At 67.2% G+C, this 22,599-nt stretch carries 15 protein-coding genes; 12 read left to right on the top strand and 3 right to left on the bottom strand.

All coding sequences use genetic code 11. The features are described from left to right. Positions 1–30: 30 nt before the first annotated feature. The 4 genes from asnB (at position 31) to lysS (ending at position 4,836) form a co-directional block, all read left to right on the top strand. The gene (asnB, locus tag ISP17_RS13080; RefSeq protein ID WP_404633812.1) at positions 31–1,722 is read left to right on the top strand and encodes an asparagine synthase B; all 1,692 of its coding nucleotides are present in this window, start codon (positions 31–33) and stop codon (positions 1,720–1,722) included. A 69-nt stretch (positions 1,723–1,791) separates the two neighbouring features. Further along, positions 1,792–2,917 (top strand): peptide chain release factor 2 gene (gene prfB, locus ISP17_RS13085; protein ID WP_404633814.1). Its coding sequence is split into 2 segments (ribosomal slippage): positions 1,792–1,866 and positions 1,868–2,917, totalling 1,125 coding nucleotides; the frame shifts between segments, so codons are not numbered across the junction. A gap of 44 nt (positions 2,918–2,961) precedes the next feature. After that, positions 2,962–3,246 carry a hypothetical protein gene (locus ISP17_RS13090; protein ID WP_404633816.1) on the top strand — a complete coding sequence of 95 codons (285 nt, stop codon included), beginning with the start codon at positions 2,962–2,964 and terminating at the stop codon, positions 3,244–3,246. A 72-nt stretch (positions 3,247–3,318) separates the two neighbouring features. Then, the gene (lysS, locus tag ISP17_RS13095) at positions 3,319–4,836 is read left to right on the top strand and encodes a lysine--tRNA ligase (RefSeq protein WP_404633818.1); all 1,518 of its coding nucleotides are present in this window, start codon (positions 3,319–3,321) and stop codon (positions 4,834–4,836) included. A 172-nt stretch (positions 4,837–5,008) separates the two neighbouring features. On the opposite strand, the gene ISP17_RS13100 is transcribed toward lysS, so the two are convergent. After that, entirely contained in the window at positions 5,009–5,659 is a 651-nt protein-coding gene (locus ISP17_RS13100) for a YidC/Oxa1 family membrane protein insertase (RefSeq protein WP_404633820.1), read from the bottom strand. A 119-nt stretch (positions 5,660–5,778) separates the two neighbouring features. Between ISP17_RS13100 and ISP17_RS13105 the strand changes: the two genes are divergently transcribed. The 4 genes from ISP17_RS13105 to zipA all read left to right on the top strand — a co-directional run bounded on the left by ISP17_RS13105 (position 5,779) and on the right by zipA (position 10,979). Continuing rightward, complete coding sequence (locus ISP17_RS13105; RefSeq protein ID WP_404633822.1) at positions 5,779–6,078, top strand: YciI family protein; 300 nt, start codon at positions 5,779–5,781, stop codon at positions 6,076–6,078. Beyond that, the gene (locus tag ISP17_RS13110; protein WP_404633824.1) at positions 6,075–6,338 is read left to right on the top strand and encodes a BolA family protein; all 264 of its coding nucleotides are present in this window, start codon (positions 6,075–6,077) and stop codon (positions 6,336–6,338) included. The genes ISP17_RS13105 and ISP17_RS13110 overlap by 4 nt, the downstream gene beginning before the upstream one ends. A gap of 131 nt (positions 6,339–6,469) precedes the next feature. Next, positions 6,470–9,970, top strand: coding sequence for a chromosome segregation protein SMC (smc, locus tag ISP17_RS13115; protein WP_404633826.1), 3,501 nt, complete (start codon positions 6,470–6,472; stop codon positions 9,968–9,970). 10 nt (positions 9,971–9,980) lie between these two features. Beyond that, a complete protein-coding gene (gene zipA, locus ISP17_RS13120) occupies positions 9,981–10,979 on the top strand; it encodes a cell division protein ZipA (RefSeq protein ID WP_404633828.1) in 999 nt (332 codons plus the stop codon). A 123-nt stretch (positions 10,980–11,102) separates the two neighbouring features. Here the strand turns inward: zipA and ISP17_RS13125 are convergent, their stop codons facing one another. Together ISP17_RS13125 and ISP17_RS13130 are read right to left on the bottom strand one after the other, a co-directional pair. Next, on the bottom strand, positions 11,103–11,531 hold the full coding sequence (locus ISP17_RS13125) for an H-NS histone family protein (protein ID WP_404633830.1): 429 nt from the start codon (positions 11,529–11,531) through the stop codon (positions 11,103–11,105). 100 nt (positions 11,532–11,631) lie between these two features. Continuing rightward, entirely contained in the window at positions 11,632–12,015 is a 384-nt protein-coding gene (locus ISP17_RS13130) for an HU family DNA-binding protein (RefSeq protein ID WP_404634314.1), read from the bottom strand. 852 nt (positions 12,016–12,867) lie between these two features. Between ISP17_RS13130 and ISP17_RS13135 the strand changes: the two genes are divergently transcribed. The 4 genes from ISP17_RS13135 (at position 12,868) to ISP17_RS13150 (ending at position 22,516) form a co-directional block, all read left to right on the top strand. Then, complete coding sequence (locus ISP17_RS13135) at positions 12,868–15,822, top strand: TonB-dependent receptor (RefSeq protein WP_404633832.1); 2,955 nt, start codon at positions 12,868–12,870, stop codon at positions 15,820–15,822. A gap of 159 nt (positions 15,823–15,981) precedes the next feature. Continuing rightward, entirely contained in the window at positions 15,982–18,216 is a 2,235-nt protein-coding gene (locus ISP17_RS13140) for a WD40/YVTN/BNR-like repeat-containing protein (protein WP_404633834.1), read from the top strand. Further along, entirely contained in the window at positions 18,213–19,817 is a 1,605-nt protein-coding gene (locus ISP17_RS13145; protein WP_404633836.1) for a GH35 family beta-galactosidase, read from the top strand. The genes ISP17_RS13140 and ISP17_RS13145 overlap by 4 nt, the downstream gene beginning before the upstream one ends. Positions 19,818–19,828: 11 nt before the next feature. Continuing rightward, a complete protein-coding gene (locus tag ISP17_RS13150; protein WP_404633838.1) occupies positions 19,829–22,516 on the top strand; it encodes a glycoside hydrolase family 3 C-terminal domain-containing protein in 2,688 nt (895 codons plus the stop codon). Positions 22,517–22,599: the final 83 nt, after the last annotated feature.

Genomic DNA, 22,599 nt, shown 5'->3' on the forward strand with positions numbered 1-22,599 from the left:
CAACGGTTTTGAGGAAAGAGGGGGAAGGCCATGTGTTCGATCTTCGGAATGTTCGACCTGCAACCGGGCGATGACCTTGCCGGCCTGCGCCGGCAGGCGCTGGAGCTGTCGCAGCGCCAGCGCCATCGCGGCCCGGACTGGAGCGGTGTCTACGTCGACGCCGGGGTGATCCTGGTGCACGAGCGCCTTGCCATCGTCGATCCGGCCAGCGGCGCGCAGCCGCTGCGTTCGCGCGACGGTGCGCTGGCGCTGGCGGTGAACGGCGAGATCTACAACCACCGGGAGCTGCGTGCGGCCAGCGACTACGACTTCACCACCGGCTCCGACTGTGAGGTGATCAACGCGCTGTACCGCGAGCTCGGCGGCGACGCGTTCGTGCGCGAGGGCGTGAACAGGCTCAACGGCATCTTCGCCTTCGCCCTGTGGGACGGCGCCAGCCAACGCTACGTGATCGCCCGCGACCCGATCGGCGTGTGCCCGCTGTACTGGGGCCACGACGGGGAAGGGCGCTTGTGCGTGGCCTCGGAGATGAAGGCGCTGGTGGGCGTGTGCGCCGACGTGGCGGCGTTTCCGCCCGGGCATGTCTACGACAGCGCCACGGGCGAGCTGCACCGCTACTACGTCAAGCCGTGGCGCGACTACGAGGCGACCCAGGGTCATGCCCCGGAGGGGCTGCGTGAAGCCTTCGAGCAGGCCGTGCACCGCCAGCTGATGACCGACGTGCCCTACGGCGTGCTGCTCTCCGGCGGGCTGGACTCTTCGCTGGTCGCTGCCTGCGCCGCCCGCTTCGCTCGCGAGCGCATCGAGGACGACGATCGTTCCGAGGCCTGGTGGCCGCGCCTGCATTCGTTCGCGATCGGCCTGGAAGGCTCGCCCGACCTCGCCGCCGCACAGATCGCCGCCGACGCGCTGGGCACCGTGCACCACGGCTTCGTCTACACCTTCTGGGAAGGGCTGGATGCGGTGCCGGAAGTGATCCGCCACCTGGAAACCTACGACGTCACCACCATCCGCGCGGCCACGCCGATGTACCTGCTGGCGCGCCGGATCAAGGCGATGGGCGTGAAGATGGTGCTCTCCGGCGAGGGCTCGGATGAGCTGTTCGGCGGCTACCTGTACTTCCACAAGGCACCCTCGGCGGAGGCGTTCCACGAGGAGACCGTGCGCAAGCTCGACGCCCTGCACAGCTACGACTGCCTGCGCGCCAACAAGGCGATGATGGCCTGGGGCGTGGAGGCGCGCGTGCCGTTCCTGGACCTGGAGTTCATCGACGTGGCGATGGGCATGGACGCTGCCCACAAGATGGCCGGCACGATGCCGGACGGAAGCCGCAAGATCGAGAAGCATGTATTGCGCGCGGCGTTCGATGGAGCTCTGCCGAAGGAGATCCTGTGGCGGCAGAAGGAGCAGTTCTCCGACGGCGTCGGCTACGGCTGGATCGACGGCCTCAAGGCGCACGCTGGGCAGGAAGTGAGCGACCGCGAGTTTGCCGCGGCTGCCTCGCGCTTCCCGTTCAACACGCCGGCGACCAAGGAGGCGTATTTCTACCGCCGCATCTTCGAGCAGTTCTATCCGGGCGAGGCCTGCGCCGCGACGGTGCCGGGTGGCAAGTCGATTGCCTGCTCGTCGCCGGCGGCATTGGCCTGGGATCCTGCGTTTGCGGCCGCGGCCGATCCGTCGGGCAGGGCGGTGCGGGGTGTGCATGCCGACGCGCTGGCCTGAGCGGTTTGCTATCCTTGCGTGCTTTGACTCCGGCGGCGCGCCCGCGCCGTCCCACCACCTGGTTGAATCATGATCGAGACCAATCCGATCCTCGCGCAGATCGCGGACCTTGCCGGCCGCGTCGAGTCGCTTAGGGGGTATCTTTGACTACGCCACCAAGCGTGAGCGCCTCGAAGAAGTAAGCCGCGAGCTGGAGAATCCCAACGTCTGGGACGACCCCACCCGCGCCCAGGAGCTGGGCCGCGAACGCGCCCGCCTGGACACCATCGTCAACGGCATCGACCGGCTCACCGCCGGCCTCACCGATGCGCGCGAGCTGGTCGAGATGGCCGCCGCCGACGGCGACGAAGAGACCGTGGCATCCGTGCAGACGGACGTCTCCCGCCTCGACGCCGAGGTGAACAAGCTGGAATTCCAGCGCATGTTCTCCGGCAAGATGGATTCGGCCAACGCCTTCGTCGACATCCAGGCCGGCGCCGGCGGCACCGAGGCGCAGGACTGGGCCGAGATGCTGCTGCGCATGTATCTGCGCTGGTGCGAATCGCGTGGCTGGAAGACCGAGCTGATGGAGGTCTCCGGTGGCGACGTGGCCGGCATCAAGTCCGCCACCTTCCGCGTGGAAGGCGACTACGCCTACGGCTGGCTGAAGACCGAGATCGGCGTGCACCGGCTGGTGCGCAAGAGCCCGTTCGACTCGGACAACCGCCGCCACACCAGCTTCACCTCGGTGTTCGTGTCGCCGGAAGTGGACGACGACATCGAGATCGACATCAACCCGGCCGACCTCAAGACCGACGTCTACCGCTCGTCCGGCGCCGGCGGCCAGCACGTCAACAAGACCGAGTCGGCCGTGCGCATCACGCACATTCCGACCAACACAGTGGTGGCCTGCCAGACCGGCCGCAGCCAGCATGCCAACCGCGACACCGCCATGAAGATGCTTGCGGCCAAGCTGTACGAGCTGGAAGTGCAAAAGCGCAACGCCGAGAAGGATGCGCTGGAAGCGACCAAGTCGGACATTGGCTGGGGAAGCCAGATCCGCAACTACGTGCTCGACCAGAGCCGCATCAAGGATCTGCGCACCGGCATCGAGCGCACCGACACGCAGAAGGTGCTCGATGGCGACCTGGACGAGTTCGTCGAGGCCAGTCTGAAGTCCGGCCTGGAGGCGGGCTCCAAGCGCATCGACGCCTGATCCGAACGCGCGCTCCGTTTTCCGAATCCTGCGAGGAGGTACCCATGAAGCGTGGAATGGTCCTTTCGTTGTTCGTCGTCGCCCTGTCGCTTGCCTGTGCCGGTACGGTGGGCGCCCAGTCGACCAAGCAGGCGATCAAGCACGACGCCAAGACGGCGGGGCACGCCATCGGCGACGGTGCCCGCGAGGTCGGCCATGCCACGCGTGACGTGGCGATCAAGGTCGGTCACGGTGCCCGCGATGCCGGACGCGGCATCGGCAAGGGGGCGCGCGAAGGCTGGGATGCCACCAAGCACGGCTTCAAGGAAGTGTTCCACAAGGGCGGCTGAGCCAGCCGCTCAATGATCCATCCCATCAAGCACCTGCCGGTGCACGCGCGCCATCCGTAACGGAACCCTGCAATGAGCGAAACCCCCGAGAACCTGCCCGTCGACGAGAACAAGCTGATCGCCGAGCGCCGCGAGAAACTCAAAGCGCTGCGCGGGCAGGGCATCGCGTTCCCGAACGACTTCACCGTGGACAGCTTCGCCGGCGACCTCAAGGCCGCGTTCGCCGACGCCGAGCGCTGGACCGCCGAAGCCATCGAGGCGCAAGCGAAGCGCGTGAAGGTCGCCGGCCGCATCGTGCTCAAGCGCGTGCAGGGCAAGGTCAGCTTCGTGCAAATGCAGGACATGAGCGGCCGCATCCAGCTGTTCATCCATGCCGGCACCGTGGGCGACGTGTACGAGGCCTTCAAGGGCTGGGACATGGGCGACATCGTCGGCGCCGAGGGCACCTTGATGCGCACCAAGACCGGCGAGCTGTCGGTCAAGGTGGACGCGCTGCGCCTGCTCACCAAGAGCCTGCGCCCGCTCCCCGACAAGCACCACGGCATGGCCGACGTGGAACAGCGCTACCGCCAGCGCTACGTCGACCTGATCGTCACCGAGGAGGCGCGCGACACCTTCCAGAAGCGCTCGCGCATCATCGGCTACATGCGTCAGTGGCTGGAGGCGCCCGAGCGCCGCTTCATGGAAGTGGAAACGCCGATGATGCACGTCATCCCCGGCGGTGCCACGGCCCGTCCGTTCGTCACCCACCACAACGCGCTGGACATGGACCTCTACCTGCGCGTGGCGCCGGAGCTGTACTTGAAGCGCCTGGTGGTCGGCGGCTTCGACCGCGTCTACGAGATCAACCGCAATTTCCGCAACGAGGGCGTGTCGACCCGGCACAACCCCGAGTTCACCATGCTCGAGCTGTACCAGGCGTACGCCACCTACAACGAGATCATGGACCTCACCGAGAACCTGATCCGCGACACCGCCAAACAGGTGATCGGCACCACCGAGCTCACCTGGGACGGCGCCGCCATCGACGTCGGTCCGGCGTTCCGCCGTTGGACCATGGAAGACGCGGTGCTCGAGCACAACCCGCAGATCAAGCGCGAGGAGCTGCGCGACCGCGCCGCGATGGCGGCTCATGCCAAGCGCCTCGGCGTGCAGGTCAAGGACGGCTACGGCTGGGGCAAGCTGCTGCTGGAGATCTTCGAGAAGACGGTGGAGCACACGCTGATCCAGCCCACCTTCATCACCCAGCACCCGGTCGAGGTCTCGCCGCTGGCGCGCGAGAACGACACCGACCCGGGCATCACCGACCGCTTCGAGCTGTTCGTCAACGGCAAGGAGATCGCCAACGGCTTCTCCGAGCTCAACGACCCGGAAGACCAGGCCGCGCGCTTCCAGGCCCAGGTCGATGCGAAGGACGCCGGCGACGACGAGGCGATGCACTTCGACGCCGACTACATCCGCGCGCTGGAAGTGGGCCTGCCGCCCACCGGCGGCCTCGGCATCGGCATCGACCGGCTGGTGATGCTGCTCACCGACTCGTCCTCGATCCGCGACGTGCTGCTGTTCCCCTACATGCGGCCGGAAGCCTGAGCCTGTTCTGTTCACGGGCGAGCCAATTTGCCTGTCACGCCGCGGCTACGTCCGCTCTTCGCCGTCATTCCCGCGAAAGCGGGAATGACGGTCCTCGAGGTTCGCGCGTAGCGCGGAATCGCTGCCACGGCGGCGTGCAAACAGCGCTTGCGCGAGGCGTCGACGATGCGACTTACCCGGCTGATCGACTCGTGCCGATGCACCGGACGCGCCGCCGCAGCAGAGCCGCCTGCAACACATTGACACTGCTCGAACCTGCCCAGTACAGGCCGAGGCCAGCGGCCAGGTGCCACACCATCAGGAACGAAAACAGCACCGGCAGCATCTGCAGCAGGGTCTTCACCTGTGCCGGCATCGCGGGGTTGAGCGTGATCGCGGCATAGCTCAGCGCTGCCACGGTCAGCGCAAGCAGGAAATCCGGCCGCGCCAGCCGCGGGATCCACAGGAACGATCCGGCACCGGCGAGGCCTTGCCGGATCGCGGCATAGATGCCTGCCCCCACGGGTGCCTGCACCGCGGTGACCAGCAGGCCGCTGCCGAGACCACCGGCAATGCCGTGCTCCTTGTGCAGGGCTTGGGCGGCGCACGCGTAGGCCAGCGCGTCCTTGCCATGTAGCTCCCGCAGGGCATCAAGCCGGGGCTTCAGCGCGAGCATCGTCTTTTGCCGATGCCAGCCCTGCTCGGCCAGGCGCAGCGTCCAGGGCAGCAGCGCTAGGCGCACGATCATCGCAAGTGCGATGACGGCTAGTCCGAAACTGCCGCCCAGCCCGTGCGCCATGAGCGACAACGCGTGGGAGAGACCTTCAACGAACAGAGACCACATGACACGCTTCCTTGTGTGGGCAAACCGTGCCGAAATCGGGATGGTCGCGCGCTGCTTCAAGCGTGACCGCCGCTGCACCCGCTAAAATGTCGCTTTGCCCGAAGCAGGAGCGTCATCGCATGTGGTTCGCCGTCCACGCCAAGGATCATCCCGACTCCCTCGCCAAACGCATGGCCGCCCGGCCTGAGCACCTCGCTCGCCTGCAGGCGCTGCAGGCCGAAGGGCGCCTGCTGCTGGCCGGTCCTTTCCCGGCGATCGCCTCGGAAGACCCCGGCCCGGCCGGCTTCACCGGCAGCTTGATCGTTGCCGAATTCGCCAGCCAGGCCGATGCCGAGGCCTGGGCCGCTGCCGACCCCTACGTGGCGACGGGCGTCTACGCCCATGTCGAGGTCAAGCCGTTCCGCAAGACCCTGCCATGAGCGCGGCGATGGTCGGGCAGATCCGCGAGCGGCTGGTCGCCGCGCTGGCGCCGACCGAGCTGGAGGTGCTGGACGAGGGCCACAAGCACGCTGGTCACACCAACGCGGGGAAGGGGCATTTCCACGTGCGGATCGTCAGCGCCGCATTCGCCGGTGTGTTGCCGATCAAGCGCCACCGCATGGTGTACGCCGCGCTGGACGGCCTGATGGACCAGGGCATCCATGCCCTGTCCATCGACGCGCGAGCTCCAAGCTCCTAAAATCAGTATCTTGCAGCACCTTTCTCAAGCAAATTGTGCCGCCGCAATGCATTGCGGCGGCGCCTGCCGTTTGGCACAGTGCTTTGTCGCCTCACGCCCGTGCGGGCGTTCCATGGAATGTTGACCTGCCGATGCGCCTGACCACGATCAAACTCGCCGGATTCAAGTCGTTCGTCGATCCGACCACGTTGCACCTGCCCACCAACATGACCGGCGTGGTCGGTCCCAACGGCTGCGGCAAGTCCAACATCATCGACGCGATCCGCTGGGTGATGGGCGAAAGCGCCGCCAGCCGCCTGCGCGGCGATTCGCTCACCGACGTGATCTTCTCCGGCTCCACCTCGCGCAAGCCGGTGGGGCAGGCCACGGTGGAGCTGATCTTCGACAACGCCGACGGCTCGGTGCAGGGCGAGTACGGCCAGTACGCCGAGATCTCGGTCAAGCGCCAGGTCACCCGCGACGGCCAGTCGGCCTACTTCCTCAACGGCGCGCGCTGCCGTCGTCGCGACATCACCGACCTGTTCCTCGGCACCGGCCTGGGGCCGCGCAGCTACTCGATCATCGAGCAGGGCATGATCAGCCAGATCATCGAGGCGGCGCCGGAAGACCTGCGCACCCATTTGGAAGAAGCCGCCGGCATCTCCAAGTACAAGGAGCGCCGCAAGGAGACCGAGAGCCGCATCAAGTCCACCCGCGAGAACCTCGACCGCGTGAAGGACGTGCGCGACGAGGTGGACAAGCAGCTCGATCACCTCAACCGGCAGGCCCGCGCCGCCGAGCGCTGGAAGGCCCTGAAGGAAGAGCAGAACCGCAAGGAAGCCGAACTGCGCGCACTGGAATACCGCGCGCTGAAAGGCCAGCACGACGGCGAAGGGCAGGGCCTGTCTGCCGCCGAGATCGCCATCGAGAAGCAGCTCGCCGAGCAGCGCCAGATCGAGGCGCAGCTGGAAAGCGTGCGCGATCGCCACGTCGGCGCCAGCGAGCATCTGAACGAAGTGCAGGCCGAGGTCTACAAGGTCGGCGCCGAGATCGCCCGCGTCGAGCAGCAGGTGCGCTACAACAAGGAAACCGCCGAGCGCCTGCAGCGCGCGCAGGGCGAGGCCGAGCGCGAGCACGCCGAGCTGTCCGCGCACATCGCCACCGACCGCGAGCAGATCGAGACGTTGGCGCTCGCGCTGGCCGAGGGCGAGCCGAAACTCGAGGCACTGCAGCAGCTGCAGGACGACACCGCCGAAGCCCAGCGCAGCACCGAAGCCAAGCTGGCCGACTGGCAGCAGCGCTGGGACGCCTATACCCGCACCGCCGGTGAATCCAGCCGCGCTGCGGAGGTGGAGCGCACCAAGCTCAACTACCTCGATCGCCAGGCGATCGATCTCTCCAAGCGCCGCGAAGCACTCGATGCCGAGCAGAAGGCGACCGACGTCGCCGCGCTCGACGCCGCCGCCGAACAACTGGAAACCGAACACGAGACGCAGCGCGAGCGCGTCGAGACGCTGGGCAGCCTGCTCGACCAGCACAAGTCCGGCCACGAAAAAGTGCTGGACGAAGAGCGCCAGGTGCAGTCCACGCTCAACGAGACGCGCCAGCAGTTGCAGAGCGCACGCGGCCGGCTGTCCTCGCTCGAAGCCCTGCAGCATGCCGCGCTCGGTCAGGAAGAAACCGCCGCCAGCGGCTGGCTCGCCGGCTTCGGCCTCGACAAGGCGCGCCGCCTCGGCGAATCGCTGCAGGTCGATGCCGGCTGGGAGTCCGCGGTGGAAACCGTGCTGGCCGGCCTGCTCGATGGCGTGCTGGTGGACGATCCGCTGGCGCTGTCCGGCGACTTCGGCTCGCTGGGCGAGGCCGACCTTGCACTGCTTGCCGCGCAAACCGGCGGGGCCGGCGCCGAGGGCACGCTCGCCGCGCGCGTGCGCGGCCCGGCGGCGGCGATGCAGATGCTGGGGCAGGTACACACCGCCGAGACGCTGGACGAAGCGCGCCGTCGGGTCGCCTCGCTGCCGGCGGGGCAATCCGTGATCACCCGCACCGGCGAATGGCTGGCGCCGCAGTGGGCGCGCGTGCGTCGCGCGCAGGGCAACCAGGTCGGCGTGCTGGCACGCGAACGCGAGATCCGCCTGCTCACCGAACAGGTGGCCACGCTGGAAGCTCGCATCGAGGAAGCCACCGGCCAGCTGGAAGATCTGCGCACCGCCAAGTTCGAGGCCGAGCGCGCCCGCGACGACGCGCAGCGCGAGCTCTACAACGCCCACCGCCGCCAGTCCGAGCTGGCCGGTCAGCTGCAGAGCCATCGTGGCAAGGTCGAGACCGCGCGAGCACGCGCCGAGAAGGTCGCTGGCGAGCTGTCGACGCTGATCGAGCAGCTGGACGAGCTGCAGTCGCAGACGCGCGAGGCGCGCGCCCGGCTGGACGAATCGGTCAACCACATGGGCGACCTCGAAGACCAGCGCCGCGAGCTGGAGAACGAGCGACGCGCCCTGCTCGAAGCGCGCGAGGAAGCGCGCATGAACGCGCGCGAGGCGGCCGACCAGGCGCATTCGCTGGCACTGTCGATGGAGTCCAAGCGCTCCTCACTGGCCTCGCTGGAGCAGGCGCTGTCGCGACTGGACGCGCAGATCCGCGTGGTCGAGGCGCGTCGCACCGAGATCACCGAGCAGCTTGCTTCCGGCGCCGATCCCATCGCCGAACTGGAAGCCGAACGCCAGACCTACCTCGACCAGCGCCTGCTGGTCGATCGCCAGCTGGTGGACGCGCGCCGCGTGCTGGAAGACTGCGACATCGAAGTGCGCAAGCTGGAGCAGCAGCGCCAGCTGGCCGAGCAGGCGCTGGCCGGCCTGCGCGAGCAGCTTTCCGAGAAGCGCCTGGCCGCGCAGGCGCTGCAGATGCGTGCGCAGCAGCTGGCCGACGCGATCACCGCTTCGGGCCTGGAGCTGGAGCCGCTGCTGGCCGAGCTGGCCGAAGACGCCGACGCCGACGCCTGGCGCCGCCAGCTCACCGACATCGGTCAGAAGATCGTGCGGCTGGAGCCGGTGAACCTGGCCGCGATCCAGGAACACGCCGAGCAGAGCGAGCGCAAGACCTACCTCGACAACCAGATCGCCGACCTCACCAGCGCGATGGAGACGCTGGAAGGTGCGATCAAGAAGATCGACCGCGAGACGCGCCAGCGCTTCAAGGAAACCTTCGACAAGGTCAACGCCGGCGTGCAGGAGCTGTTCCCGCGCCTGTTCGGCGGCGGCCATGCCTACCTCGAACTCACCGGCGACGACCTGCTCAACACCGGCGTGGCGATCATGGCGCGGCCGCCCGGCAAGCGCGTGTCCAACATCTCGCTGCTGTCCGGCGGCGAGAAGGCACTCACCGCGGTGTCGCTGGTGTTCTCCATCTTCGGCCTCAACCCCGCGCCGTTCTGCCTGCTCGACGAGGTGGATGCGCCGCTGGACGAGGCCAACGTGGGCCGCTTCTCGGCGATGGTGCGCGAGATGAGCGAGAAGGTGCAGTTCATCTTCATCAGCCACAACAAGGCCACCATGGAAGCGGCCACCCAGCTGTGCGGCGTGACCATGCGCGAGCCGGGCGTGTCGCGACTGGTGCAGGTGGACCTGGCCGAAGCGGCTAAACTGGCAGGCGCTGCCTGAGGACACCGCGATGAATCTCGACTCCACGCCCGTCCAATCGACACCCATCGACGCCACGCTCGCCCTGGCCTGGAATGCCAACGTCGGCATCCCGCTGCTCGTCGTCGGCCTGATCGTGCTCGGCCTGATCTGGCTGTTCGGCCAGCCGAAGAAGGAGCAAGGCAGGCGCCGCGCCGCGCCGGAACCCACGCCGGGCGAGCGCCGCGAACCCACCGTGGGTCAGGCGAGCCTGGCCGACGATCCGTTCTTCACCACGCTCGACCGCGATTACCCGGATTCACCGGTGAGCCCGCAGCAGGGCGAGCTGGACATGGGGTTGCGTGCGGAGCTGGAGAAACTCGGGGCCACGCTGGCCGGTGAGCGCACCGGCGCTGACGCGCGTGTCGCCACGCACAAACCGTCCAGCCAGGCCGCGTCGATCATCGACGCCCTGCGTTCGCCGACCCAGGCGGAACATCCGCTGCCGCCTGCACCGCAGCCGGTCACCACCGCGGCGCCGGCGCCGGCACCCGAACCGCGCCCCACGCCCCGTTCGGATCTGGGCAAGCGGCCGGCGCAGCTGCCGGTGGAGCGCATCGTCACGCTGTTCGTGGTGGCGCGCGAAGGGCAGCTGTTCAACGGTCCGGACCTCATCGTGGCGGCGGAAAAGGCCGGCCTCGATTTCGGCGACATGGGTATCTACCACCGCCTGATCGACGGCAAGCGCGAGCTGGGCCCGATCTTCAGCGTGGCCAACATGCTCAAGCCGGGCAACTTCGACCTCGGCCGGCTCGAAGCGCTGCGCACCCCGGGTGTGAGCTTCTTCATGACCTTGCCCGCGCCCATCCCCGCGCTCGATGCCTGGGACGCCATGCTGCCCACCGCCCAGCGCATGGCCGAGCTGCTCGACGGCCATGTGCTGGACGAGGAGCGCAACGCACTCGGCCGCCAGCGCATCGCGCACATCCGCGACGAGCTGCGCGGCTGGGATCGCGATCACGAAGGCACGGAAATCATCTTCGGCCGCTGAGGCCCGAGCGTGTGATCCGCGCAACGAAAAGGGCCGCATCGCGGCCCTTTTCGTTGCTGTCCCTGGCTGTGTAGCGGCTGTGCCGCCGAGGCCGATGTGGCCTTCTTCCCGCGAGCGAGGGGTTTACTTCTTCGCTGCCTTCTTTGCCGGCGCCTTCCTGGCGACCTTCTTGGCGGCCTTCGTTGCAGCCTTCTTAGCGGGCGCAGACTTCGCTGCGGAACCGCCAATGAGCAGGCTCTCGGCCGTGACGCCCTTTTTCTTCAAGGCCGCGGAAAACCACACCGGACGCTTGCCACGGCCGGACCAGGTCTGGGCGGCGTTCTCCGGGTTGCGATACTTCGGTGCGACAGCCGCCTTCGCGCCCTTGGCGCCCTTGCCGCCGCGCCTGGGATAAACCTCATCGATGCTCAGGCCAGCACCCTTGAGAAGCGCGTCAATCCGGGTGCGGACCTCCTGGACCTGATTCTTGCGGGCAGATTCCATCTGCGCCTCGGCGGTCTTGATGAGCGCCTGGAGTTCGGAAGGGGAGAGCGAGTCGAGATTGATAGCCATGTTTTTCCTCGCGAGTAGAATCATTAGCTGATGGGGAAATGCACTCTCCGCCCGGGATTCCCTGCAGCCCTTGGGCGCTGCAGGAAATCCCGGGCCGACATCAGACTGCCGCGTCCTTGAGCTTCTTGAGCGGACGCACCTTCACCTTCACGGTGGCCGGCTTGGCGGCAAACACCTGTTCCTCACCGGTGAAGGGATTCTTGCCCTTGCGCTTCGGCTTCGCCGGCACGTGCACGGCGTTGATCTTGAACAGGCCGGGGAGGGTGAAATGACCCGCACCCTTCTTGTGCACCGCGCCGAGCACCGTGTGCTCGAGTGCCGCGAGCACCGCCTTGACGTGCTTCGCCTCGATGCTGGCCTGCTCGGCCAGGTGGGTGATGAGCGCCGATTTGCTCAAGGCGTCTTTGATCGGCTTGATTGCGGGTGCCGCCTTGGGAGCCGGCTTCGCTTTCGTGGTCTTCTTGGCAGTGGATTTGGTGGCCATCATCTCTGGTCTCGTGAAATGCATCGCTCCTTATGGAGCGATGGCCGCTTGGCCCGCCAAATCTACGTGGTTACGGCGTTGCAGGCCACTTTTGGCGGCCTCGATCCGAAAAATTGACCAGCCGAGTCTCAACAGCGGACAAGCGTAGAAGGGGCAGGGAGCGTCGGCTAGACGACAAGTCCAAGTCACCGGGGATAGGGCGGATATCTTTTGCCCCGAAGCGCAGGGCTCAAAGCAGCGCTAGGACCTACTCCTCCGTCGCCTTGGCGGATCCCGGGTCCTGTCCCGTGACGAATCGGCCGAATCGGCCATCGACCACTATGCACTGGGGCGAGTTGAAGCGATGAGTCACCAGAGTTGCCGATAGCAGTGGGCAACGCCTCAGCGTGCGGGGGGCAATCGCTTCATCTGGCCGGATACATGTCTTTGCTGGATCGCGCCGCTTAGACAGGCTGGATCGCAGACATTCGACCGGGCACGCGGCGTGCTCCGATAGCAATTGCCGCCAAATGCCGCGGCAACGGGTGCCCCACGAACCATCACGGCGGAAGCTTGTGCCTTGGCGACGCAGGTCGCTGCGCATTTCCGGCGAATCCTCCGGCAACGCGCATGCTGCGGGCGCACACAGAGAAACGTTAGCCGTGGCTTTCGATTTCGCAATTGTACGGCTTTAGCAAGTCGCGACAGCATCAATACACGCCAGCATCACCGGGTGCGTAGAGGGACCGGGAATGCTGGGCAGGTCGCGGGGGAAGAGCCGACGGACACTCGAACAGGTCGGCCACGTCAATTCTTGGGGGAGGGTTCATCATGCCGGGCAAGTTCACGTTTGATGTAGGGCGTCGTCGTTCGATGAACCGATTGCCGATGGCGCGGTTGTCGGGGGCGATTGCCTTGGGGCTGCTGTGCAGCGGACCACTGGAGCTGCACGCGCAGCCGGCTGCCGAGATAGCCCGAGCACAGGCGCAGGATCAGGTCAGATCGGCGGCGTCAGCCACCGAAGCGAAATCGCCGAAGAACACTGCGAAGGTCGACGACAAGCAGGCCAAGAACCTCTCTGCCGTCGTGGTGACCGGCATCCGGGCCTCGGTCGAGAAGGCGCAGGACATCAAGTACGACGCCGACACCTTCGTCGATTCGTTGTCCGCCACGGACATCGGCGCATTGCCGGACCGCAGCGTCACGGAAACCCTGTCGCGCATTCCCGGCGTCACCATCGACCACTTCCTCTCGCAGGGCGATCCGGAGCACTTCTCCGCCGAAGGCAGTGGCGTGCAGGTGCGCGGCCTGACCCAGGTGCGTTCGGAGTTGAACGGCCGCGACATCTTCTCCGCCAACGGCGGGCACGCGCTCAGCTTCCAGGACGTGCCGTCGGAATTGATGTCCGGCGTCGACGTCTACAAGAACCAGACGGCCGAGATGATCGAAGGCGGCCTGGGCGGCACGGTGAACCTGCGCACCTTCATGCCCTTCGACTTCCAGGGCCAGAAGATCGCCGCGTCGGCCAGCGAGAACTACGGCGACTTCAGCAAGAAGTACAAGCCGTCCGCTTCGGTGCTCTACAGCAATCGCTGGAACACCAGCCTCGGCGAAATGGGCTTCCTTGTCGACATCGCCGACTCCCGGTTGACCACGCGCACGGACGGCCTGTTCGTGCGTCCGTTCTTCAAGAACGCCGCCGGCATCTGGGTGCCGCGCGGTGCCGACTGGCGCACCCTGCAGTACAACCGAAAGCGCGACGGCTACTACCTGGCCTTCCAGTGGCGGCCCAGCGACGACCTCGACCTTTACGCCACCGCGTTCCAGAGCAAGTATCACGAGGTCTGGGACGAGGATGCGATCTTCGTCAGCAACGACCCGACCCAGGTGGTGGTGGACGCCAGCCAGCCGAGCCAGATCAATGGCGGCGTATTCCAGTCCGGTCGTCTCACGCAGCCCGGCGGCGTGCCGATGGGCACCGACATCCGTGCTTCGGACAGCCGCTCCAAGACCACGGATTTCTCCACCGGCATGAAGTGGCGGCTGGGCGACCAAACCGACCTCTCCAGCTCGGTGCAGTTCGTCAAGGCCACCACAAAAAGCCTGGATTCCACCGTGGCGCTGGGCACCAACGTGCCCTACATCGACGTCGCCCTGAACGGCAGCAGCCCGCCGCGCATCGGCGTCGACACCAGCTTTACCGGGGAACCCGCCAATTACTACTGGGGGTTCACCATGGACCACCAGAACCAGAACTACGCAAAGGAGCTGGCCTGGCGCGCCGATATCGACCACCGCTTCAGCAGTGGGTTCGTGCAGGGCGTGAAGGCGGGCGTGCGCCTGACCAACCGCTATGCCGACAACATCGACACCGGCTACAACTGGATGCCAGTGTTCCAGACCTGGATGCAGTACTGGGCGCTACCCGGCGGCGTGCCGCTGCCCGGCCTGGACCTCAACGGCACGGTCAACAGCAGCCTGGTGCACCTGGACACGTTCAAGAACTTCTACAAGGGCGACGCCGGCGTACCGGGCGCGTTCTACGCGCCGATCCTGTCTACCGCGCTGGGCTACCCGGGCAGCTACGCGGCCATCCACGACGCCGCCATTCCGTTCTATTCCTGCTGCTACGCCAACCCGTACCAGCCCACGCTGCTCGATGCCGCGCACACCAATGCCCAGCACGAAAAGACCTATGCGGCGTATGCCATGCTCGACTTCGGCGTGGACGATGCCAACCTGAGCGGCAACGTCGGCGTCCGCGCGGTGAAGACCCGGAACTCCGCCGATGGATTCCTGGTGTATCCCAACCTGGCCTTGGCGCCGTATCTGGGTGCGGGCCAGTCCGCGCCCATCAATGCCCGCAACGAGTACACCGACGTCCTGCCCAGCCTGAACCTGAAGTGGGAGTTCGCGCCGGACTGGGTCACGCGCTTTGCCTTCTCCAAGGCGATCGCGCGGCCCGAGTTCAGCCAGATGCAGGCCTATCAGATTCTCAATGCCGCGGTGGTGTCGGGCTATACGCCGCCGCCGGGTGCCACCACGCTGCCGATCGACAAGCTGACCCTGACCGGCAGTTCGAACAGCAATCCGTACCTGACGCCGATGAAGGCCGACCAGTTCGACCTGTCGCTGGAGTGGTACTTCGACCAGGACCGCGGCGGCATGGCCTGGATCAACCTGTTCCACAAGGGCATCAGGGACTACTTCCGCAACGAGTCGCGCTTCGTCACCTATCCGGGCGTCGATGGCAACAACTACCAGTACCTGATCACCCGCCCGGTGAACATTGGCAAGGCGACCATCGACGGCGCGGAAATCGGCTGGAACCAGTTCTTCGACTTCCTGCCGGTCAAGGGCTTCGGCATGTCGGCGAACTACACCTACATCCGCAGCAGGACCCACGTGCCGCACGACACCACCGCGGTGCCGGTCGATACCGACGGCTCCACCTACGGCAACCTCCCGGCGGACGGCCTGTCGAGGAATTCGCTCAACGTCGCCGGCTTCTACGAGCACGGTCCGTGGCAGGTGCGGCTGGCCTACAACTGGCGCAGCCGGTATCTGCTGTCGATCGGTCCGAATGGCTACAACGGAACCGACAACAGCATTCCGTGGAAGCTGCCGGTATTCGCCGATGCGTACGGACAGCTGGACGGTTCGATCTTCTACGCGTTCAACGAGCACGTGAAGCTCGGCGTGGAGATGAACAACCTCAACAACGCCGAACAGCGCACGGTCATGTATCAGAACGCATCCGGCAAGCACACCACTTCCTGGTACGTGAACGACACCCGTTATGCGCTGACGATGCGCGTGGCGTTCTGATCGTGCGGTGCCGGAGCCGTCGATGGGGATCCCGGCGGGGTCGGAACCGTCCAGCGTCGGGTACCTCGCTGGCCGCCGGAAACGCCTCGCCGCGTTCCGGCGTGTTCAGCGCCTAGGTCGGGACGGACAGTGGCAAGGTTGAGAGAGAGTTTCTTCGACATGTTCAGAAAGATCGGCGTCATCGCCTGCTCTTTGTTCCTCTCGCTGAGTGCCCACGCCAGCCAGCCCAACGCCATTCCCTACCGCTTCGCCGGTGTACGCATCGGCGGCGGTGGCTATGTCTCCGGCTTGCTCTTTCACCCATCCGTGCGCGGCTTGTATTACGCGCGCACCGATGTGGGAGGCGCCTATCGCTGGGACCGGGAACACGGACGCTGGCAGCCGCTGACCGACTGGATCGAAGCGAAGGACGAGAACCTGTTCGGCATCGACAGCCTGGCGGTCGATCCCTCCGATCCGCAGTGGCTGTACCTCGCCGCGGGCACGTACACCACGGCACAGTCTGGCGACGCCGCGATCCTGCGCTCGCACGACCAGGGCCGCAGCTTCCGGCGCGTCGACCTGCCGTTCCAGCTCGGTGGCAACGAGCTGGGGCGCGGCAACGGCGAGCGGCTGGCGGTGGATCCGAACGACGGCCGCGTCCTGTTCCTCGGTTCGCGCAACGCCGGGCTATGGCGCAGCACCGACCATGGCGCGCACTGGGAGCGGGTGACCAGCTTTCCGGCCGTGGCTACCTCGCCGTCGGCCAGCGCAAGCAACGCCTGGCGCACCCAACCCATCGGCATCGTGTTCGTGGTGTTCGACCCGGCCAGCGGGCGGCACGGCCAGCCGACGCCGGTGATCTACGCCGGCGTGTCCACCCGCCAGACCAGCCTGTTTCGCTCCACCGACGGCGGACGCAGCTGGAGCGCCGTGCCGGGCCAGCCGGTGGGCCTGCGGCCCAGCCACATGCACCGCGCCAGCGACGGCGACTATTACCTGAGCTACGGCGACGAGCCCGGCCCGGACACCATGAACGACGGCTCCCTCTGGCGCTGGCAGCCGGACAGCCGCCGCTGGACGGACATCACGCCCATACCCGATCAAAGCCGGCCCGGCCAGGGCAAGCCCGCGGGCTTCGGCTGGGGCGATGTCGCGGTCGCACCTTCGAATCCGGCTGTACTGGTCGCCAGCACGCATCATCGCTACACGCCGCACGACCTGCTGTTCCGCAGTACTGACCGCGGCGCGCACTGGACGGAAGTGTTCGCGCGCTCGGTGTTCGATCGCCGTGAGGCGCCCTGGACGGTCGAGCACACGCCGCACTGGATGACCACCGTGGCCATCGACCCGTTCGATCCCGATCACGTGATCTTCGTCACCGGCTACGGCCTGTGGTCCACGCGCGACATGGGCCGGCTCGACCGGGGCGGCGAGGTGCACTGGAGCTTCGCGGACCGCGGGCTGGAGGAAACCGTGCCGCTGGGCCTGATCAGCCCGCCGCAGGGCGCGCACCTGCTGAGCGCGCTGGGCGACCTGGACGGCTATCGCCACGACGGCCTCGATGTGGCGCCGCTGCAGTTCCAGGCGCCGCCGCGCTACGCCAACAGCGAAGCCATCGACTACGCCGGGCAGCGGCCAGCGCGGATCGTGCGCAGCGGCTACCTGCGCGAGCCGTTCGGGCCGGCGGTGCGTGCAGCCTGGTCGGCCGACGGCGGCCAGCACTGGCAGGCGTTCGCCAGTGAGCCGCCGGAAGGCGAGGGCGCGGGCAGCATCGCGTTCACGGCCGACGGCGACGGCGTGCTATGGGCGCCGCGCCATGCGAAACACGTTTACCTCACCCACGATTTCGGACGCAGCTGGCAGGCCGTGGCGGATCTGCCGGGCGGCGTGGAGGTGCTGGGCGACCGAATCGACCCGCGCCGCTGCTATGCGTTCGATCCACGCACCGGTGCGCTGTACGCGAGCCGCGACGGCGGTGCGGGCTTCTTGCCGCTGGCAGGCGAGCTGGGCGCCGCCGCGCGCGGGCACGACCACGTGCAGCTGCAAGCCGCGCCCGATGCAGCGGGCGTGCTCTATCTGGCCGCGCGCGACCTGCCGCTGATGCGCGGCGACGACACGGGCCGCGTGCTGCAGGAGCTGCCCGGCATCGTCGGCGTCGACGCCTTCGGCTTCGGCAAGCCGGCGCCGGGCAGGTACTCGCCCGCGCTGTTCGTGGCGGGCCGCTACGGGAAGCAGCAGGGCCTGTTCCGCTCGTTCGACGGCGGCCAGCACTGGCAGCGTATCAACGACGACGCCCACCAGTACGGTCGCATCACCCACCTCACCGGCGACCTCCGCGTCTTCGGCCGCGTGTATCTGGCCACCGGCGGGCGCGGCATTGTCTATGGCGAACCCAAGGAATCCGCACCGTGAAGCCCTGGTCCTTTATCGGCGCGCTCGTGCTTGCGTTCGACATCTTCGTCGCGCGGCCCGTGGCCGCCACGCCGCCGCCGCGCGTGATCAGCGCGCATGGCCGCCACATGCTGCTGGTGGATGGCCAGCCTTACCTGATGCTGTGCGCGCAGGTGAACAACTCCAGCGGCTGGCCGGCGATGCTGCCCAAGGTCTGGCCGGCGATGGAGACGCTGCACGCGAACACCGTGCAGGTGCCGATCGCCTGGGAGCAGATCGAACCGACCGAAGGGCGGTTCGACTTCAGCTTCCTCGACACCCTGGTGAGCCAGGCGCGCGAACATCACCTGCGCCTGGTGCTGCTGTGGTTCGCCACCTGGAAGAACAACGGCCCAGCCTACGCACCCGCCTGGGTGAAGCTGGACAACCGGCGCTTCCCGCGCGTGCGCAAGAAGGATGGCGACACGCTGAACTCGTTGTCGCCGTTCGCCCAGTCCACGCTCGACGCCGACCGCAAAGCTTTCGTGGCCCTGATGAAGCACCTGCGCAAGATCGACGGAGACCAGCACACCGTGATCATGGTGCAGGTGGAGAACGAAACCGGCACCTACGGCACCGACCGCGACTACTCGTCCGCGGGCGACCGGCTGCTGCAGTCGCCGGTGCCGGCAGCAGTATTGGCGAAGACCCAGCGTCACGCCGGCAGCTGGATCGACGTGTTCGGCAAGGATGCCGCCGAGTTCTCCTACGCCTGGGCCATCGCGCACTACGTCGAGCAGGTCGCCGCCGCGGGCAAGGCGGTCTACGACCTGCCGATCTACGCCAACGTGGCGTTGCGCGACCCGTTCCATCCCGGTCCGCCGGGCAGCTATTCCAGCGGCGGACCGACCGACAACGTGCTCGACATCTGGCGGGCGACGGCGCCGTCGCTCGACATGGTCGCACCGGACATCTATCTGCCGGAGTACGCGAAGTACACCGCCGTGCTGGATCGCTACAGCCGCACTGACAATCCGTTGTTCGTCGGCGAGACCGGCAACGCGGCACCCTATGCGCGCTACGTGTTCGCTGCGCTTGGGCATGGCGCGATCGGCTTCTCGCCGTTCGGCATGGACTACACCGGCTATTCGAACTGGCCACTGGGCGCGCACAAGATCGATGCGGAGACCCTGAAGCCGTTCGCGCTGGACTACGCACTGTTGCGCCCGATCGCATCGCTGGTCGCCAAGGCGAATGTCGAGGGCAGGGTTTGGGGCGTGTCCGAGCCAGAACAGACGCACACCCAGCAGGTCGATCTGGGCGATTGGACCGCGCAGATCGGCTACGGCTTGCCACAGTTCGGCACTCCACCGGCGCAGGGCAATCCGACGCCGCGGGGTGGGGTGCTGATCGTGCGACTCGGCCGCGATGAATATCTGGTGGCTGGCGAACACGCACGGGTGAGTTTCCAGCCGGCCGGACGCAATGCCGGCAGGCATTCGCTGTTCGAGCGCGTGGAAGAGGGCCGCTACGTCGACGGCCAATGGCAGTTCCTGCGCGTGTGGAACGGCGACCAGACCGACTACGGCCTCAATCTCTCCAGCGAACCGCAGTGGCTGCGCGTCAAGCTGGCCACGTACTGAAGGATGTCCGCATGATCCGCTGGAAAGCACCAGGAGCCTGGGTGGCAGGAATGTTCGAGGCGAAGAGCTCGCCAGGCGAGGACAGTTTCTCGACGATTCGCCGGCCCATGGTTGACACCATGGGCCAACAGGCGGCGGGAAAATGGACCGCTCGGCGGGCTTTGCAGCCCAGACGGCTTCTGCCACCCAGACTCCTTGTCAGCCTGCTGATCGCCGGCCTCGCCCTGCCGGCGCTGGCTAGCGAGCCGCAGCCCGATTCGCCCGCGGTCGAGCAGCGGGTCGACAGCCTGTTGCACAAGCTCACACTGGAGCAGAAGGTGGCGCTGATCGGCGGCTCCGACGGCTTCGATATCCGCGCCATGCCGTCGATCGGCCTGCCGGCGCTGGGCATGTCGGACGGGCCCTATGGTGTGCGCGTGGGCGCCCCCTCCAACGCCTACGCCGGTGGCATCGCGCTGGCGGCGAGCTGGGACCCGGTGCTGGCCCGGCGCGTCGGCGTGGCGATGGGGCGCGATGCGCGCGCCCGCGGCATCAGCTTCCTGCTCGGGCCGGGCGTGAACATCTACCGCGCACCGCAGAACGGCCGCAACATGGAGTACTACGGCGAAGATCCCTACCTCGCCGGCCGCACGGCCGTGGGCCTGATCGACGGCGTCCAGAGCCAGGGCGTGGTGGCCACGATCAAGCACTTCGCCGCCAACAACTCCGAATACGACCGCCGCCAGATCAATTCGGTGATCGCGCCGCGGCCGCTGCACGAGATCTACCTGCGCGCATTCGAGATGGCGGTGAAGCAGGGCCACGTCGGCGCGGTGATGAGCAGCTACAACCAGCTCGACGGCGAGTACACCGCCGAGAACAAGAATCTAGTCAGCGGCATCCTCAAACACGACTGGGGCTTCGATGGACTGTTCATGTCTGACTGGGGCGCGGTGGACGACGGCCTCAAGGCCTTCAGGGCCGGCCTCGACCTGGAGATGCCCGCGGCCGACAAGATGCAGCCTGCGCTCGTGCTGTCCGGCCTGCGCGACGGCACGCTGTCCAGGGTCGAGCTGGACGACAAGGTGCGGCGCATCCTGCGCACCGCGGTACGTTTCGGTTTCCTCGACCGGCCGCAGCGGGACCTGGCGCAGCCGCTGTTCGACGCCGCCAACGACCGGGTGGCACTGGACTCGGCGCGCGAGTCGCTGGTGCTGCTGAAGAACGCGCGCCACCTGCTGCCGCTGGATGCCGGCGCGATCAGGACCATCGCGGTGATCGGCCCGGACGCCTATCCGGGCTACGCCACCGCTGGCGGCAGCTCGCACATCGACACGTTCCGCACCGAGAGCATCCTCGGCGGCATCGTCGATCACCTCGGCCAGCGCGTGCGCGTGCTGTATGACCGCGGCCTGCCGTCACCGGACACGGTGTTCAAGCGCGACGGCTTCGCCACTGCCGAAGGCCAGCCTGGCCTGCAGCGCCAGACCTTCGACAACTCCGATTTCCGCGGCACGCCGACGGCGACCGCAGTGGACGCACACGTCGACCAGTGGAAGCCCGAGTTGTGGACCACGCCGGCCGCGCAGCGTCGTAGCATCCGCTGGAGCGGGCGCTACGTGGCACCGCAAGCGGGGCGCTATCTGTTTCTCACCGCGGCGGCCAGCGCGGACAGCTACACCTTGTACGTGGACGGCAAGGCGGTGATCACGCAGCCCAAGCGCGAAGGGCAGGCGCCGCTGTATGCCGCGCTGGACCTCAAGGCGGAGCAGGTGGTGTCGGTGCGGTTGGACTATCTGCCCGACGTGGACTACAGCCGCATGGGCCTGGGCGTGGTGCCGGTGGACGACCTGATCTCGCCGGCGGCACTGAAGATGGCGTCGATGGCCGATGCCGCGGTGGTGGCGGTCGGCTTCGATCCGACTTCGGAAAGCGAGGCCTTCGACCGCACCTTCGCGCTCCCTTGGGGCCAGGAGGCGCTGATCGAGGCGGTGGCGAAGGCGAATTCGAAGACGGTGGTCACGGTGACCTCGGGCGGCGGCTACGCCACGGCCAACTGGCTGGACCAGGTGCCGGCGCTGCTGCAGAACTGGTATCCGGGACAGGAGGGCGGCCGCGCTGTGGCCGAGGTGCTGTTCGGTGCGCGTTCGCCGGAAGGCAAGTTGCCGATCAGTTTCGAACGCCGCTGGCAGGACAACCCCACCCACGACTACTACGACGCGCCGCCGCACCCGCCGGGTACCCATCCCACCGTGGACTACGGCGAAGGCCTATTCGTCGGCTACCGCTGGTACACCAGCCACCCGGACAAGCCGCAGCCGCTGTTCCCGTTCGGCTACGGCCTGTCGTACACGACGTTCGCGTTCTCCGGGCTTGAGGTGAGGCCGGCCAAAGCGCACGACGGCGACTCGGTGCAGGTGTCTTTCGAGGTGCGCAACACCGGCACGCGTGCCGCTGCGGAAGTGGCGCAGGTATACGTGAGCGATCCGTCGGCCACCGTCGAGCGCCCGGAGCGCGAACTGAAGGCGTTCGAGAAAGTGAATCTGGCACCGGGACAGAGCCGGCGTGTCACTCTCACGCTCGACCGGCGTGCGTTCGCCTACTACGACCCCGAAGGCAACGACTGGAAGGTCGACCCGGGCCGTTTCGTGATCCGCGTGGGCGATGCTTCCGACCACACGCCGCTGGCCGCCGACCTGACCATGGAGAAAGCACCATGAGCCGCATGCGACTGCGCCCGCTACAAGCGGATCTCGAGAGCGCGCCTGACGCCGCGGTAGTCGTCCGACGCCGGGAGGGTGTC

Source organism: Dyella ginsengisoli, from assembly GCF_044904665.1.
Taxonomy (GTDB): Bacteria; Pseudomonadota; Gammaproteobacteria; order Xanthomonadales; family Rhodanobacteraceae; genus Dyella_A; species Dyella_A ginsengisoli.